Raw genomic sequence first — 14,801 nt, forward strand, 5'->3', positions numbered from 1 at the left:
GCCGAATCAAATACATTAGGAGAACTCCCTTCTCTTCTAGTGTTTGGTGGTACTTACACTTTCGATTAGATGGGGAGGTTCTCCTTTTTGCATCCGCCAGAAACCCTTATCTGGCGTGGGTTTTGAATTGTGAAACTTACTCTTAGAGACTTCTATTTCAATATTTTTGATCGAAATTGCTCAAATAACAGTCTTTAGGGACTCTTATTTGAGAACGAGGGGGGGCGAGTCTTAGAGTTACTCGCACGCCCATCGAATAGGCGTTACCGCCATCAGCGAATCTCCACATCATCCTTCCTTAAGTTACTCGTACGCCCATCCAAGAAGCGTGTTCACCATCAGCGAATCTCCACATCATCCTTCCTTAAGTTACTCCTACGTCCATCCAAAAGGCGTTACCGCCCTCAGCGAATCTCCACATCATCCTTCCTTAAGTTACTCCTACGCCCATCCAAAAGGCGTTACCGCCCATCAGCGAATCTCCACATCATCCTTCCTTAAGTTACTCGTACGCCCATCCAAGAGGCGTTACCGCCCATCAGCGAATCTCCACATCATCCTTCCTTAAGTTACTCATCTCCATCACTTACCCGACATCATCCTCTCCAACAAGTATCATCAATACTCCCCAGCATGGGAGGTTAAAGAGTTTATTTATGAACTCGCCCCACATCCTTCAAAGAGTAAACCCTTACATTCCGCTCACCAGCGACAAGTGAGATCATTCCTTCCAGGGAAAGGCGTTTCAACCAGTCCGCAGCAATACGAATATTTACATTGCATTCGGCAGCAACTTCCTGTAGTCGTACTTTGCCGCTGCGACGCTTGGCTATTTGGATGATTAGTTGCTTCCGTAACACCCACTTGTCAGCTTCTAGGATGGCGATAGGTGAGAGAGCGGGTATTTTAGCAGCAGCCTTTCTCGGCAACAACGGATAGACATTATTTTTCTGAACTACACTCATCTTGCTTTGCACAAATCCTTGTTGCTCATGAACAGCCTTCTTGCTTTGCACAAATCCTTGTTGCTCATGAACAGCCTTCTTGCTTTGCACAAATCCTTGTTGCTCATGAACAGCCTTCTTGTCGTGCGCAAATCTTGCTTGCTCATGAACAGCACTATTCCTACCTCTCACTAATCCTAATTGCTCAAGAACAGCAATGTTTCTGCCCTGCCGCTCTTGAACTGCTCTAAAATTCCCCCGCTGAACCATCAATTCAGAACCACTCATCCAACCACCAAACCCTTGATGTCCTAACCCAAGTTCACGCATTTTTCTTAGCCAACCTTTTGTTTTACGTGGCATAATAATCAACTCCCCCTTTTTTTTATGTACGAAAAAAAGCACACCCGAACTGCAGAAATTCTGCAAGATCGAGTGTGCTTCACTCCGATAGTCTATTACATTTATTTACAGTATAGAGGGCACATTTCAAATATGCAACCTTTTTTTAACAAACGTTTACTTTTCTCTGCAAGTAGTAAGTCGCTCTGGTTTAAATTCACTTTTCTCAGCAAGTAGTAAGTTTGGTCTGTACCCACTTTTCTCAGCAAATAGTACTTTACTCTGGTTTCACTATGTCATTCAACATTGCAAAAAAGCCAGCACCCGCTTCGCAAGTACTAGCTCTTTTATCAGAATTTACGCTTGCCCGGTCCGTCCGTCGATTGGGTGTCAGGCCACTCCTCTTGTGAGCGGCGGGTGCGGTAAAAGTACCAGCTATCATTCAGCAATCGGATTTGTCTGCGGTTTTTGTTCTGGAAGGCCCGCATTAATTGATTACAGAGCCATTGCGGCATATGCCCATCCCCTTCTTCGCCATGTAATAATAGCATATGAGGGATTGCTTCGATGGGTGCAGGTCCTTTTGATTTGCGTTACTTTTTTGCTTTGTCCTACTCTTTGCTTTTGCCTTACTCTTTGCTTTGTGTTTTAAATCTCTCTAAGATTAACCCTCAAATTCTTCCTCATACCACTGTTCCAGCTGGGCTTGAAGTGCGCGAATTTCAGTCAATAAGGAAATAAGCGGATAAGATTTTTCCTGGATGCCAGAGAAAGTCTTTTCCAATCGATTGATGTAATCTAACCCTTGAATGAGGGTGTGCGCTGTGCCAACCAATTCCAAGTCGTCGCATTCTGCAATAACACGTGGAAGCTGAGGGACATGGTCAGCGGTCAATTTCTCTAATTCTTTGTGCAATCTTTGATTCAGAGCTGTCAATTGATAAGAGTAGGAAGAAGGCATTTCAACGAATTCTACTTGTTGTTCGAACTTAAGAATGACATATCGCATTTGCGGCATAAGGGTTGTTCAAATCCTTTCTATTAGAAAGCTTTCGATCTTCTTTTCTACTTGACAGTATAGCCGTACATACGGTACAAATTCAAGTGAGAACTTGTCAAAGGAGCGAATGGGGATGGAGGATCGGGAGCTGCAGCAATGGATCGAGCAGATCTCTATGGATTCGTTTGGGAGGCCTTTTGTACATCAGGCGCGGTTTAACCGGAGGTTAAGGTCGACGGGCGGGCGCTATTTTACCAAATCCCATGATATCGAAATCAGTTGGATGCAGTGGGAAACATTTGGACGAGATGAGATTGAGAAGATCATTAAGCACGAACTTTGCCATTATCATTTGCATATATTAAAGCGTGGCTACCAGCATCGCGACAATGATTTCAAGACCTTGCTGGCGCAAGTCGGAGGTACCCGGTTCTGTCGTTCGCTGCCGCGGGCTTCCCAGAAACAGTCTTATAAATACAGGTTGGAATGCGTCAATTGCAAAACGGAATACTACCGCAAGCGCAAAATGGATGTACGGAAATATGCATGTGGAAAATGTAAGGGGAAATTGAAATCGTATACACTTGACTTACCAGCGCCTTCATAATAAAATAATACTTGTTCATTCCCTGATAGCTCAGTTGGTAGAGCACTCGACTGTTAATCGAGTTGTCACAGGTTCGAGTCCTGTTCGGGGAGCCATATCTTTGGAGAGATACCCAAGTGGCTATAAGGGGACCCTCTGCTAAGGGGTTAGACTGCGTAAGCGGTGCGAGGGTTCGAATCCCTCTCTCTCCGTATCGATTTAGGTGGAATTAAGCTCAATGGCATTCATGCCGTTGGGCTTTTTTTGTAGATAAGAAAGTATAATTTTTATTACACTTCGCGTCATCAGTCTTGACAAACGCGCTCGTCCCTGAAGGACGATGGAGTCGTTTATCCTTGGTTAGTTAATTACATTCATTTTTAACAGTTTTCTAACATCTATCACACGAATTTCCGTTATAGTTGATCAAAAATAGATCAATGACGGGGGCAGATTTTGTGGCAAAATTGTTATCTATACGTGTACGACTCCTTTTATTACTATTAGTTCCTTCCATGCTGTATCTGGGCACAAGTGTGTTCTTACTGCAGCAAAGTAAGTCCAATATGGAGGTATTGGCTTCATCCCTTTATGAAACCACGAATAAAAGCACTTCGCTTATTTTGAATGCCGATCGTGATATGTATCAGGCGTTGACAGCTTACCAGCTGCTGGTTTCGGGGACGTTGACTGCGGAAGAGAAGACGAAGCAGCTTAAAGCTTTGAAAGACAATATCGATCAAACGAATACAAGGGTTGGACAAGCGGCTGATATTATGAATGCTAAACAGTTGTTACAAACAGCGCACACAGAGACGAAAATGACCATTGAACAGAACATAGCTGGCTTTCATATGTATTTTGACCAATGGGTGAAAGAAGCGAATGCCGTTGTTCAGTCCTCAAGTACAGGAAAAGGGATTATTAATGACGCTAAATTAATAGCAACTTTTGAAAAAGGCCGCGAGGGCATGAATCAAATCGGTGAAATTTTGGATGCCTATGGGAAATAAGTATTGAAGATATCAAGGCTCAGCATGATAAAACAGCAAAAACGATCTACATATCCGTCGCTATTATAGTCATTTTGCTCACGACAGCAGGATGGATGGTAATTAGTCAAATCATGAAAACGGTCAAAAACATCGTGAAAGTTACCAGCCAAGTAGCGGCAGGAGATCTTCGTCATGAGCCTCAAGTCAATTATACCAAGTGCGAACTAGGCCAAATCACGGAATCGGTAGATATAATGGTTTCGAAAATCAAAGGTTTGATCGGTACGATCGCTCACAATACGCAGTTCGTGCACGACGCTTCTGTCGAGCTTTCGGACAGTTCCAAGGAATCGGCCACGGCCTCTGAGCATGTCGCTACCAGTATTCAAGAAATGACACAGGACGTCGAGATGCAGGCTAGAAGCAGTGTAGAAACAAGTAGAGCGATTGAAGAAATGACGATTGGGATTCAAAGGGTGGCTGAAAATTCAGGCGTTATGGCAGAGCACTCCTCCCTAACTTCTCGCCATGCCGAACTTGGCAATGACTTGCTTGGAAAACTGCAGCAGCAAATTGTGAACATGTTGACATCGGTCGAGCAGCTCTCACAAACCGTGCAATCCTTAACACGTAAATCGGAGGAGATTGGTCTTATTGCATCGAGCATTACTACGTTTGCGAATCAAACGAATCTGTTGTCACTGAATGCTTCCATCGAGGCAGCTAGAGCGGGTGAGCATGGCAAAGGGTTTAACGTTGTCGCGAATGAAATTCGTAAGCTTGCATCGCAATCTATCGAGTCAGCAGAGGGAATTAATCAGTTGATTCATGAGACGAGAGTGGAGATCGCCAGTGTTTCTAATTCCATGAATGCAACCAAGCAGGAAGCTAGCGCGGGGTCGAGCATGATGCAGGAAGTGAATCAGAGCTTCCATACCATCATGCAATCGGTGACACATATTGTGACTCAAATTCATGAGACTTCAGCGATCACCCAGCAAATGTCGGCAAGCTCCGAGGAGATTTCTGCGACAATGGATCAATCGGCAACGAGTTCAACGCATATTTTGAACAAATCACAAGGAGTTGCTGCTGCAACAGAGGAGCAGTTAGCGATGATGCAAAATATTGCTGCAGCCTCCGAACAGCTTAGATCCGTTGTAAATACATTAAATGAATCTGTTGCTTACTTTAAAATGAAGTAACTGCTAAAAGTAAAAAGGCACTCCCTGTGATTGGTTCACGGTGGCGCGCCTTTTTTTCTTTAAAACCAATGTTTCCGTTTAAAGTAATACCACATCACACAGCTTAAGAGGATCATAAGGATCCAGACATATAGATATCCATAATCCCAGTGAAGCTCGGGAATATTTTTGAAATTCATGCCGTACAGTCCGACGACGAAAGTCAGTGGAAGAAAGATCGTGCTAAAGATCGTTAATGTCTTCATAATTTCATTCATCCGATCAGACTTCATACTCATTTGGAGCTCGAGAAGACCGGTTAGCGATTCCCGGAAAATGTCCAAAGAATCCACGACTCGTGAGATGTGGTCTATGATATCCAGGAAATAGACATCATCTTCTTCACGTGTGTAGGGGAAGGAGTGGTGCGCGATAGCGGAAAGGGTAATTCGTTCCTCCACGATGACGCGGCGCAGCTGATGCATACTCCGTTTAAGTTGGAAAATATCCTGCGCAATGCGAATCCTAGGGTTGCGATACACGGCCTGTTCCATGCTATTCAGGCGATCATCAAAATGATCCGCAACGACGGAATAATCATCGACACAACGATCGAGTATCGCATGAAGAATGGCTCCCGGATGACTTAATCGTTCTTCGACCTCTTGGCAGGTATGGTAAAGCTGATCTATGAAGGGGAGCTTGTCCTTATACACGGTTATCACAAAATTTGCTCCGATCACGATCCCTATTTCCTGTGGTTCAAGCTGATCGGATACCGCGAAGAAGGTCATAAAAATATGATTCTTATAGGTATCCATCTTCGGTCGTTGGTTCAGCTTAATCGCATCCTCAACGAGGAGAGGGTGGCATTTGTATAAGTCGCCTAAAACATGTTTGACATCGTCAGGAGAGGGGTTCTCCATTCTCACCCAAGCTACTTCATTCGGACCGGGAACGCGTACCTTTTCCTCATAGACTGTTCCATGGGTAGATTCATAAATTAACATGAACGACAAGCACCTCGAGTATTTTGAATTGGTCTCAGCATACCATATTTGTCCCTGAGCATTCCAGATTTTGTGCTTGTCAACTAAGACAGAATCAATTATAATTACAAATGTCGTCAAAATGGGCTGCAAAAGCTTACAGACATGCGTGGCCCGTTGGTCAAGTGGTTAAGACACCTCCCTTTCACGGAGGTAACAGGGGTTCGAGTCCCCTACGGGTCATTTTTACTTCAATACCTCGCGGTCGTGGTGGAACGGCAGACACACCATCTTGAGGGGGTGGCGCTCACAAGGCGTGAGGGTTCAAATCCCTCCGACCGCATCCCAGTTTTAAAGCAGGAAACCCTTACTCTGTAAGGGTTTTTTTTCTGTTTATCTTTCGGCATACAGATCCAATACAGTTCAAGTAATCCCCCCCTCCCTTACTATGAAACTCTCTATAATTCACCTAAAAATGTAGGTTGTTTTCGGGGATGGAAAATTGAATCTCGTTTTTCAGATTTCAGACAAATCTTCAGGAAAAAGCATTATTTTGAAGCAGGCGCTTCCCTATGCACGGGTGGTCGGGGAATCCTGGCCATTAACCCTCGAGCGGGCACGAATTGAAAGTCATGCGTTGATCCTTCAACATGAAATTTATCCAGGTTTAGTACCTAAAATCTATCATTATGATCCTATTTTGGCGCTGACCGTGATGGAAGATCTGTCGAACTACCTGATTATGCGCAAAGGATTGGTTGCTCGGAAGCGCTATCCTCATTTTGCACAGCATATAGGCACTTTTTTGGCACGAACTTTGTTTCTGACGTCCGATTTTGCTTTGCCTGCTCAAGAGAAAAAGAAAAAAGCGGTCCAATTTTCGAATCCGGACAGGTGCAAAATCTCGGAAGATCTCATTTTTACGACCCCTATTTTGATTCCGAAACCAATCAATTTAATGCATTGATAGCAGATAAGGTGGAAGAAATATGGAAGAATGATCCATTGAAGCTTGAGGTGGCAAAATTAAAGGAAGGTTTCCTCACGCATGCTCAGGCGCTTATCCATGGGGATCTTCATACTGGCAGCATCATGGTGACAGAAGAAGATACCAAAGTGATTGATCCGGAGTTCGCCTTTTATGGATCTATCGGATTTGATATCGGGGCCGTGATAGGAAACCTTCTGCTCAGCCTTGCTTCCCATGAAGGACATACTTTGGATTGGCAGGAACGAACGAAATACCAAGCGTATCTTCTCAAGATGATCGAACAAATATGGACTTACTTTGAAAAAGAATTTAGGGATTTATGGGAAAAAGTATCAAAAGAAAGAATGGCAGTAATCCCGGGTTACCTAGATCAATATTTGCTCCAAATCCTTGAGGATACTGCAGGTTATGCAGGTTGAAAAATGATACGTAGGATTATTGGCCTCGCACATGTAGAAGATTTGGAAAGTATAAATGACCCAAGTTTGCGGGCGAAGGGAGAAAAGCTAGTACTTTTGGTCGGACAAAAGTTGGTACTGGAAAGACGGAAATTTCAAGGAATCAACGATATGACATCCTGTGTAAGACAGATAACAGGGTGCGGCGAAGAATGTTAAAACTTATTTTCAGGGGGAAATTGTTAACGGGGAGGTATTTTGTACGACTATTAAAAAAAGAAGCTATCTCTTTACGTCTGAATCTGTGACGGAAGGTCATCCTGATAAACTTTGTGACCAAATTTCTGATGGTATTTTAGATGCTATAGTTGAGATAGATCCGTATGCACGCGTTGGTTGTGAATGTTGTGTAGGTCGGGGGTTTATTCTTGTAACCGGCGAGATTACGGCTGATGCCAATGCCGATAGCTCTATCCCATAAACTGGCGTATCAATTGGCTCAAATGCGCAAGAATGGTACATTACCTTATTTGCGTCCCGATGGGAAAGTGCACAGAAGTGAGTCTTAGCGAGGCGTGTTTCTGCTGCATGTGGATAGAAGTGATAGATGACCCCGAATAAAGCCATAGAAACCCATCCGAGCAAATTGAAATGAGCGTGTACGGAAGCGAGTCTAAAATCTTGAATGATTCCCATAGTCATACCTAGAAGCACACCTGCCGTAAAATAATTCGCCGCAATTTTCAAAAATGTTTTTGCCATCCTCGTAATCCCTCCCCAAATATGCCTTTCACTACTATTGTATGTTTTATGCAACATAATGCAATACGTTAGGAATCAAATCGGATTATCGATATCCAAATTCTAGGATTCTTCTTTCACACAATTGGGTAAAATGAAATGAACTTAAAAAACGATGGCGGGTGTAAATCATGTTTTCCGTAATTAAACGATTTTTAATCGGTCAGCCATTAAAGTCAAACGAATTAGGGGAACAGAAGCTTAATAAAAAGAAAGCTTTAGCTATCCTTTCTTCCGACGCTTTATCATCCGTTGCTTATGGACCTGAGCAGATTCTTATAGTTTTGATTACCGTAAGTGCTGCTGCTTTTTGGTACACAATCCCTATAGCAATAGGCGTTCTGTTTCTTCTATTAGCACTTATCTTGTCATATCAACAAATCATATATGCCTATCCGCATGGAGGCGGAGCCTATGTCGTTTCGAAGGAAAATCTCTGGATGAACGCGGGTTTATTTGCAGGAGGCTCTCTTTTAGTTGATTACATACTGACAGTGGCAGTCAGTATCTCGGCAGGTACGGACGCCATTACTTCTGCCTTTCCGCACTTACATCGTTATACTGTAATTATTGCCATCGTACTGGTTATATTCATTACGATCTTAAATCTCAGGGGTATAACCGAGTCGGCTTCTATTTTAGCTTATCCTGTGTATCTATTTGTTCTGGCTTTGTTTATCTTAATTGGTGTCGGGTTATACCATATCGTAACGGGGAATGTCTCGGCGGATCTGCATGCTCCAATTGGTACGCCTGTTGCAGGTATTTCCTTGTTTCTATTACTAAGAGCCTTCTCATCAGGGAGTTCTGCTTTAACAGGGGTTGAGGCTATCTCTAATGCCATTCCGAACTTCGAAGATTCAGCTCCCAAAAATGCTTCCAAAACATTGATGGCTATGGGCTTGTTACTTGCCCTTTTATTTGCGGGAGTCGTGTATCTAGCGTATTACTATGGGATATCTCCCAAAGAAAAGGAAACGGTTGTCTCCCAAATTGCTGCTGAAACGTTCGGCAGAAATTTCATGTATTACATCATCCAATGTACAACAGCTATGATTCTTGTGCTCGCGGCGAATACGGGATATTCTGCTTTCCCCTTACTGGCTGTTAATCTGGCCAAGGATAAATACATAGCAAGAATGTTTACGATTAGAGGAGATCGACTAGGGTATTCCAACGGGATCATTTTCCTGGCGGTAACATCTATCTTGTTAATTATCCTTTTCAAAGGGAAAACAGAGCATTTAATCCCTCTGTATGCTGTCGGAGTGTTCATTCCATTTACCTTAGCTCAGACGGGTATGCTGATGAAATGGATCCGCGAGAAACCAAAAGGCTGGATGGTTAAATTAACGATTAATTTAGTTGGAGCATTGATGAGCTTTACGGTCATGATGATTTTCTTTATTACCAAGTTTGGGCAGGTCTGGTCCGTACTCATCTTTTTGCCCCTGATTGTTTTTATTTTTCATCAAATCAAGAAACACTACGAGGCCGTAGGCGAACAATTACGAATAACAACTTGCGAGCCGGCGATTCCGATTGAAGGAAATGTGATGATTGTGCCTGTTGCAGGCATTACGCATGTGGTTGAGAACTCCTTGAATTATGCCAAATCCCTTTCATCAGATCAGATCATCGCCGTTTATGTGGCTTTCGAAAGAGACGCCGAGAAACAATTTGAGGAGAAATGGAATACGTGGCAACCCGATATAAGGCTGGTAACGTTACATTCCCAATATCGGAGCATTGTTCAACCATTAACGAAATTTATTGATACGGTCGAAAATAAGGCGGCTGAATCCAATTTTCGGGTAACCGTCCTGATCCCGCAGTTTATTCCTAAGAAAAGCTGGCAGCATATTCTCCATAACCAATCCAGCTTGCTTATCCGAGCTTTTTTGCTTTACAGAAGGGACCTTATCATTACGACAGTACCTTATCATTTGAAAAAATAAGCTTAAGTAGGTGGTCTTACTTCATAAGTAAGGCTGTTTTTTTATGCACAAGCTCGTCTTGGTGCTCTTCATTCACCTGTTTAATGAACGCTTGAAGCTCTTCCTCGGTTTCACATAACGCTGAGTGCTCCAACCAAATAAAGAACTTTTTCTTGTGCACGGCTGAAGCATGCAGGGGGTATTTATCCCGGGATTTTAAAATATACAACCCTGAAGAGGCTTCTTTCCAAGGTGATTTGAAAATCGTACGGATGGATAATCGAGTCCGATTCTCCCAGTCCTGCTTTTGTTGTTTGTTTCTTATGGATTGATACATAGTCACAATGGTGGGTTGATCGGATATTTCAGTCCATTTTGAAAATCCTGCATGGATGGCCTGTTGGGTGATTCCTGATTTTACTTTGGAAAACCAATAACCAATGATAATTGGTTGATTATTTTCTTCTAGCCATAAGACACCAAACCACTGGTAATCTAAAAGAAGCGGATTTAACAATTGGGGTGCTACCCCTAAATAATAATGGGTAGATGTAGACATACATGTTCTCCTATATTTTGACCTAGGATCTAAGTGGTAGTGAACGAATATGGCATCATTGTAACGTTGAACCGTATAAAAAGGGGGTAAAGAATCGCTAGCGGCGTATAAAAAAAGAATAAAAACGTAAAGCAGGCTGCGCGGCTGTGTACAGCTGGAGCTTCCGGCAAATTGCATCCAGTACCAACAAAATAACAAAATCGGTAGAAAAGCGAAGTAATTCTACCGATAATAAATGAGTTTTCCAATTGGACACGCTCTCATTTTCCGAATATGCTCAAAAAAACGAAATAGCGTCTCTCCACAGCGTTTTACAATAATGGCTGAGAGGCGTAGCATTCTTTTCAACAACTTCACACACAAGTTTCAAAACGCTGAGTCCCCGCAAGGGGAGCGGGGGAACCAATCAGAAGCCGAACGTATGTAAACATCGGTTTCTCGGGGTGAATCCAAAGCAAGCGCAGCTTGCCAAGGTAGGGCACTTCCAAGCCCGAATCCGACAGCTAACCTCGTAAGCGTATTGGGAGAGAACCGCTTTCTATCGTGCCTTTCACAGCCTGTTTATTAACGCTGCAAAGAAGCCCGAGAGTAGAGATTCTCTGCTCCTAGGCTTCTTTTTGTTGTTCAAAAATTTGAGGAGAGTGAATCTATCATGTATCCAGAACCCCTGACTCTTTTAAAAAAAGATGAATGTATCGAACTTACCAAGAAATGCAAGATTACCCGTATTGAATGTTTTCGATTTGATTGTGAACTATCCGATAAACTGCAGCCGGGACATGGTGCTGACTGTCATTGCGGTTTACTCACGATTTCAACAAATCTCGGAACATCCGGTTTCGGGGAATTCGTGATTTCAAGCGGCAACTTGAAGGGGGATTTCATTCAATGGGCTGCTGTTTTTCAGCGAATCAAAGGGCTTACGCTTACGGACGGTTTAAAGTATGTTCATCAGAAACAAGAGGCATGGGGAGAGGTAAGAACACATTTAATTGAATCGGCTTTAACGGATCTATCAGATAAGCTTAATCACTCATCTGCGGGCAAAAAAGAACTAAGTTTCCTATCGGATCGCACTTATTTATTTGAGCATTCTGGGGCGTATATCTCTTTCTGAGTAAATCAATTTTTATGCTTTTTTTATGCGGATGCTATAGATTCTTTACCCCCTTTTTATACGGTTCGGCGTTACAATATGTCAGGAAAGGGGGCGGTGATGATCATGCAAAGTGATTGTTTGCTGATAGCTGCGCCGACCAAGGCAGGCGAGGACTTTATGAAACAGGTTAAAGTTGGTTGGTTTACCTTTTATTGCATTAACCAACAACGAGATGGTGAAACTCAAACTTGAGGGGCAGGGTGTGAAGCAAATTATCCAAGTGAATACGTCGGAACCGGGCCTATCCATCATTCCCGATTATCCAATCGGAAACGTTATTCTGTTCGAAGAGAGCTTACCCTTATGCTGCCGGTATATCCAGATATGTCGTGGCCTAACCTCTAGACCCATTTATGTCATTACGCAAAGCGTGAATCCCCGGTTGATTTACAAAGGCTTAGGCGCCGATTATGTCATTTATTCTAAAAAAGGTGATGCGAAGTTTCTGCTGCCATCTTTTAAAAATTCATAAATGATAGGCTTCTGTCTGACTTCAAGGAGGTGTGTTATGTACAACGATATAACGATGGTTTTATTAATCGCAGTATCATTTTTAGTGTTTTGGGGATTTGTGAAATATTGTGAAAAAGCGTGAGCTCATGTAACGAAACGAGGGTATTGACCAATCCTTTTAGGAGGCAAGCATATGATTGTTATTGGACTAATTGCATTTGCTATTATGGTATATCTCGGTTTTGTTCTAGTGAAACCAGAGAAATTTTAATTGTAGAAATATGAACTTATGTAAGCAAGGGGAGAACCTACTATGGGTATGGGATTGTTACAGGTAATCATCACACTGGGTATTATTATGCTTTTGGTGAAGCCTGTGGGAAGTTATTTGGTTAAAGTGTTCGGCAATGAGAAGAGTCGCCTTGATCGCGTATTTGGTCCTTTTGAGCGAGTATCCTATCGCTTGATGGGTGTAAAAGAAGAGGAAGCGATGGGCTGGAAAAAGTATTTAGGAGCCGTGTTATTAGTCAATTTGGTCATGCTGCTCTTGATTTATGCGGTATTTCGACTTCAGAAATATTTGCCTCTCAATCCAGACGGTATAGGTAATATGCCTCCAGCTTTAGCTTTTAATACAGCTGTTTCCTTTATTACGAATACGAACTGGCAAGCATACAGCGGTGAAAATACATTGTCCTATTTCTCACAAATGGTGGCAATTACGTTCCCGATGTTTACATCGGCAGCAACTGGATTTGCTGTGGCGGTTGCATTTATTCGCGGTTTAATTGGACGTCAAGATAATCTCGGTAACTTCTACGTGGATATAACTAGGGCGATTATAAGGGTGTTTCTACCGCTTAGCTTCATTGTAGCTTTAATCTTAGTTTTTCAAGGTATTCCGCAAACATTGCTGGGAGCCGTGCAGGCTACAACTATTGAGGGAGCGCAGCAAACGATTACTCGCGGGCTAGTAGCTTCTCTTGAGTCAATTAAGCATATCGGTACGAATGGTGGCGGGTGGTTCGGTACGAACGCCGCGCATCCTTTTGAAAATCCGACTCCGGTATCTAACTTGATCCATATTATTTGTATGATGCTGCTGCCTACATCTCTGGTGTACGCATTTGGACTAATGATTAAGAACAAAAAGCAAGGTTGGACGATCTTTGCTGCTATGGGGATCATTTTTATCGTGATGTTGTCAACGGTTTTTTACGCCGAGTATCGCGGTATAACGGCGGTTGATGCGATGGGTGTACATGGTAACATGGAAGGGAAGGAAGTCCGTTTCGGGATTGCTGAATCTGCTCTCTTTACTGCTGTAACTACGGCTGCAACAACAGGTTCCGTTAACAATATGCATGAGTCGCTTACTCCACTCGGAAGCATCGCCCCTTTTGCGGAAATGATGCTGAACAATGTGTTCGGCGGTAAAGGGGTTGGCTTGTTAAACGGCTTGCTTTACCTCATTTTATCGGTTTTCATCTGCGGACTGATGGTGGGTCGTACGCCTGAGTTTTTAGGTAAAAAAATTGAGGGCAAAGAAGTAAAGTTGGCGGCAATTGCTATTCTGATTCATCCGCTCATCATTTTGGCGCCGACGGCTTGGGCACTTATACGGCCTGAATCCGTTACTTCGATTGCTAATCAAGGGATGCACGGATTGTCGGAAGTGCTGTATGCTTTCACATCAGGTGCTGCTAATAACGGATCTGCCTTTGGCGGTTTGACTGCAAATACGAACTTCTATAACTTGGGTATCGGTATGGTCATGCTGTTTGGCCGTTTCATTTCAATCATCGCGATGCTGGCCATTGCGGGTTCACTTGCTACTAAGCGTGTAGTTCCTGTTACGACTGGCACACTGCGCACGAATACACCTTTATTTATGGGGATTTTAATCATGATTATTCTAGTTATTGGTGCTCTAACGTTCTTCCCGGCGCTGGCATTGGGGCCGATTGCTGAACATTTGGCGGCGCGTTAAAGGAAAAACGAATGAGTAGAGAGACTTTGAGCTACGCCCAAAGGTCCCTGAGCAGAGAGACTTTGAGCTGCACTCAAAGATCCCTATATTATCCCACGAAGTGACGCCAAGCTCTGGAGCATATTCCGAATACTTTGCGGGGGCCCCAAATGAACTTTAGAGCAGCGGTACTATGTCAAGACCTTAATTGGAAAAAATCTTGAAGAACCGTAACTTTTTTAGGGGGTGAGCCTAAAAAAGGCCGCACGAAACTAAACCCACCCTATTTTGGTTATATGGAAATATTTTCTAATTTCCAAAATAATAGGTGGAATGTTGAGTAAGGTTATGTCATTTCTGTTGTCGGATCACCTCCTTGGGTTCGTAGAGTCGGTTGGTTCGAAGCAGATAGTCGACCAACCGCACCAATTTACGAGCTGTAAGCGCAAGGGCACGTTTTTCGGCGTATTTGGCCGGCTCCGCTTTCTTAAGGC

At 43.2% G+C, this 14,801-nt stretch carries 16 protein-coding genes, 4 tRNA genes, 2 pseudogenes and 1 riboswitch; of the genes and pseudogenes, 16 read left to right on the top strand and 6 right to left on the bottom strand.

Going from position 1 to position 14,801, the window contains the following annotated elements; translation table 11 throughout:
• Positions 1-650: 650 nt before the first annotated feature.
• From G519_RS0135310 to G519_RS0135320, 3 genes are all read right to left on the bottom strand, one after another.
• The gene (locus G519_RS0135310; protein ID WP_029198614.1) at positions 651-1,307 is read right to left on the bottom strand and encodes a hypothetical protein; all 657 of its coding nucleotides are present in this window, start codon (positions 1,305-1,307) and stop codon (positions 651-653) included.
• Positions 1,308-1,636: 329 nt separating this feature from the next.
• The gene (gene cmpA, locus G519_RS50855) at positions 1,637-1,801 is read right to left on the bottom strand and encodes a cortex morphogenetic protein CmpA (protein ID WP_090818813.1); all 165 of its coding nucleotides are present in this window, start codon (positions 1,799-1,801) and stop codon (positions 1,637-1,639) included.
• Positions 1,802-1,950: 149 nt separating this feature from the next.
• The gene (locus G519_RS0135320) at positions 1,951-2,304 is read right to left on the bottom strand and encodes a hypothetical protein (protein ID WP_029198615.1); all 354 of its coding nucleotides are present in this window, start codon (positions 2,302-2,304) and stop codon (positions 1,951-1,953) included.
• Between the two features lie 115 nt (positions 2,305-2,419).
• Between G519_RS0135320 and G519_RS0135325 the strand changes: the two genes are divergently transcribed.
• From G519_RS0135325 to G519_RS0135345, 5 genes are all read left to right on the top strand, one after another.
• A complete protein-coding gene (locus G519_RS0135325; protein ID WP_029198616.1) occupies positions 2,420-2,893 on the top strand; it encodes a SprT family protein in 474 nt (157 codons plus the stop codon).
• 19 nt (positions 2,894-2,912) lie between these two features.
• A tRNA-Asn gene (locus G519_RS0135330) sits at positions 2,913-2,988 on the top strand.
• Between the two features lie 7 nt (positions 2,989-2,995).
• Positions 2,996-3,084: transfer RNA gene (locus G519_RS0135335), tRNA-Ser, on the top strand.
• A 246-nt stretch (positions 3,085-3,330) separates the two neighbouring features.
• On the top strand, positions 3,331-3,885 hold the full coding sequence (locus G519_RS0135340; protein ID WP_029198617.1) for a hypothetical protein: 555 nt from the start codon (positions 3,331-3,333) through the stop codon (positions 3,883-3,885).
• Positions 3,886-3,980: 95 nt separating this feature from the next.
• A complete protein-coding gene (locus G519_RS0135345) occupies positions 3,981-5,072 on the top strand; it encodes a methyl-accepting chemotaxis protein (RefSeq protein ID WP_029198618.1) in 1,092 nt (363 codons plus the stop codon).
• 59 nt (positions 5,073-5,131) lie between these two features.
• Here the strand turns inward: G519_RS0135345 and corA are convergent, their stop codons facing one another.
• Positions 5,132-6,061, bottom strand: a complete 930-nt coding sequence (gene corA / locus G519_RS0135350; RefSeq protein ID WP_029198619.1) for a magnesium/cobalt transporter CorA — start codon at positions 6,059-6,061, stop codon at positions 5,132-5,134.
• 150 nt (positions 6,062-6,211) lie between these two features.
• Between corA and G519_RS0135355 the strand changes: the two genes are divergently transcribed.
• The 6 genes and pseudogenes from G519_RS0135355 (at position 6,212) to G519_RS0135375 (ending at position 10,188) form a co-directional block, all read left to right on the top strand.
• Positions 6,212-6,283, top strand: a tRNA-Glu gene (locus G519_RS0135355).
• 18 nt (positions 6,284-6,301) lie between these two features.
• A tRNA-Leu gene (locus tag G519_RS0135360) sits at positions 6,302-6,383 on the top strand.
• Positions 6,384-6,542: 159 nt separating this feature from the next.
• On the top strand, positions 6,543-7,007 hold the full coding sequence (locus G519_RS52685) for a hypothetical protein (RefSeq protein WP_051253978.1): 465 nt from the start codon (positions 6,543-6,545) through the stop codon (positions 7,005-7,007).
• Positions 7,008-7,018: 11 nt separating this feature from the next.
• Complete coding sequence (locus G519_RS52690) at positions 7,019-7,450, top strand: phosphotransferase (RefSeq protein ID WP_244280331.1); 432 nt, start codon at positions 7,019-7,021, stop codon at positions 7,448-7,450.
• 247 nt (positions 7,451-7,697) lie between these two features.
• Positions 7,698-7,895 (top strand): annotated as a pseudogene (locus G519_RS49575) (S-adenosylmethionine synthetase N-terminal domain-containing protein); the annotation flags it as partial.
• Positions 7,896-8,361: 466 nt separating this feature from the next.
• A complete protein-coding gene (locus G519_RS0135375) occupies positions 8,362-10,188 on the top strand; it encodes an APC family permease (RefSeq protein WP_029198620.1) in 1,827 nt (608 codons plus the stop codon).
• Between the two features lie 16 nt (positions 10,189-10,204).
• On the opposite strand, the gene G519_RS0135380 is transcribed toward G519_RS0135375, so the two are convergent.
• Positions 10,205-10,684: a hypothetical protein gene (locus G519_RS0135380; protein ID WP_127528310.1), complete on the bottom strand. Its 480-nt coding sequence runs from the start codon at positions 10,682-10,684 to the stop codon at positions 10,205-10,207.
• 404 nt (positions 10,685-11,088) lie between these two features.
• A riboswitch (cyclic di-AMP (ydaO/yuaA leader) is annotated at positions 11,089-11,260 on the top strand.
• 118 nt (positions 11,261-11,378) lie between these two features.
• Between G519_RS0135380 and G519_RS0135385 the strand changes: the two genes are divergently transcribed.
• From G519_RS0135385 to kdpA, 5 genes are all read left to right on the top strand, one after another.
• Positions 11,379-11,843, top strand: coding sequence for a hypothetical protein (locus G519_RS0135385; protein ID WP_029198622.1), 465 nt, complete (start codon positions 11,379-11,381; stop codon positions 11,841-11,843).
• 99 nt (positions 11,844-11,942) lie between these two features.
• A complete protein-coding gene (locus G519_RS53165; protein ID WP_268633805.1) occupies positions 11,943-12,077 on the top strand; it encodes a hypothetical protein in 135 nt (44 codons plus the stop codon).
• 10 nt (positions 12,078-12,087) lie between these two features.
• Complete coding sequence (locus G519_RS46170) at positions 12,088-12,357, top strand: hypothetical protein (RefSeq protein ID WP_051253983.1); 270 nt, start codon at positions 12,088-12,090, stop codon at positions 12,355-12,357.
• 174 nt (positions 12,358-12,531) lie between these two features.
• The gene (locus tag G519_RS53815; protein WP_082562338.1) at positions 12,532-12,609 is read left to right on the top strand and encodes a potassium-transporting ATPase subunit F; all 78 of its coding nucleotides are present in this window, start codon (positions 12,532-12,534) and stop codon (positions 12,607-12,609) included.
• 48 nt (positions 12,610-12,657) lie between these two features.
• Entirely contained in the window at positions 12,658-14,328 is a 1,671-nt protein-coding gene (kdpA, locus tag G519_RS0135400) for a potassium-transporting ATPase subunit KdpA (protein WP_029198623.1), read from the top strand.
• Positions 14,329-14,658: 330 nt separating this feature from the next.
• On the opposite strand, the pseudogene G519_RS53930 reads toward kdpA, so the two are convergent.
• Positions 14,659-14,801: pseudogene (locus G519_RS53930) on the bottom strand (IS110 family transposase); the annotation flags it as partial.

The organism is Paenibacillus alginolyticus DSM 5050 = NBRC 15375, assembly GCF_000422905.1.
GTDB lineage: Bacteria > Bacillota > Bacilli > Paenibacillales > NBRC-103111 > Paenibacillus_E > Paenibacillus_E alginolyticus.

Bases quoted from the DNA above. Each gene is read 5' to 3' on its own strand.
- G519_RS0135310 (WP_029198614.1), bottom strand. From the start codon at position 1,307: ATGCCACGTAAAACAAAAGGTTGGCTAAGAAAAATGCGTGAACTTGGG.
- G519_RS0135320 (WP_029198615.1), bottom strand. From the start codon at position 2,304: ATGCCGCAAATGCGATATGTCATTCTTAAGTTCGAACAACAAGTAGAA.
- G519_RS53815 (WP_082562338.1), top strand. From the start codon at position 12,532: ATGATTGTTATTGGACTAATTGCATTTGCTATTATGGTATATCTCGGT.
- G519_RS0135375 (WP_029198620.1), top strand. From the start codon at position 8,362: ATGTTTTCCGTAATTAAACGATTTTTAATCGGTCAGCCATTAAAGTCA.
- corA (WP_029198619.1), bottom strand. From the start codon at position 6,061: ATGTTAATTTATGAATCTACCCATGGAACAGTCTATGAGGAAAAGGTA.
- cmpA (WP_090818813.1), bottom strand. From the start codon at position 1,801: ATGCCGCAATGGCTCTGTAATCAATTAATGCGGGCCTTCCAGAACAAA.
- kdpA (WP_029198623.1), top strand. From the start codon at position 12,658: ATGGGATTGTTACAGGTAATCATCACACTGGGTATTATTATGCTTTTG.
- G519_RS0135345 (WP_029198618.1), top strand. From the start codon at position 3,981: ATGGTAATTAGTCAAATCATGAAAACGGTCAAAAACATCGTGAAAGTT.
- G519_RS0135385 (WP_029198622.1), top strand. From the start codon at position 11,379: ATGTATCCAGAACCCCTGACTCTTTTAAAAAAAGATGAATGTATCGAA.
- G519_RS0135325 (WP_029198616.1), top strand. From the start codon at position 2,420: ATGGAGGATCGGGAGCTGCAGCAATGGATCGAGCAGATCTCTATGGAT.
- G519_RS53165 (WP_268633805.1), top strand. From the start codon at position 11,943: ATGATCATGCAAAGTGATTGTTTGCTGATAGCTGCGCCGACCAAGGCA.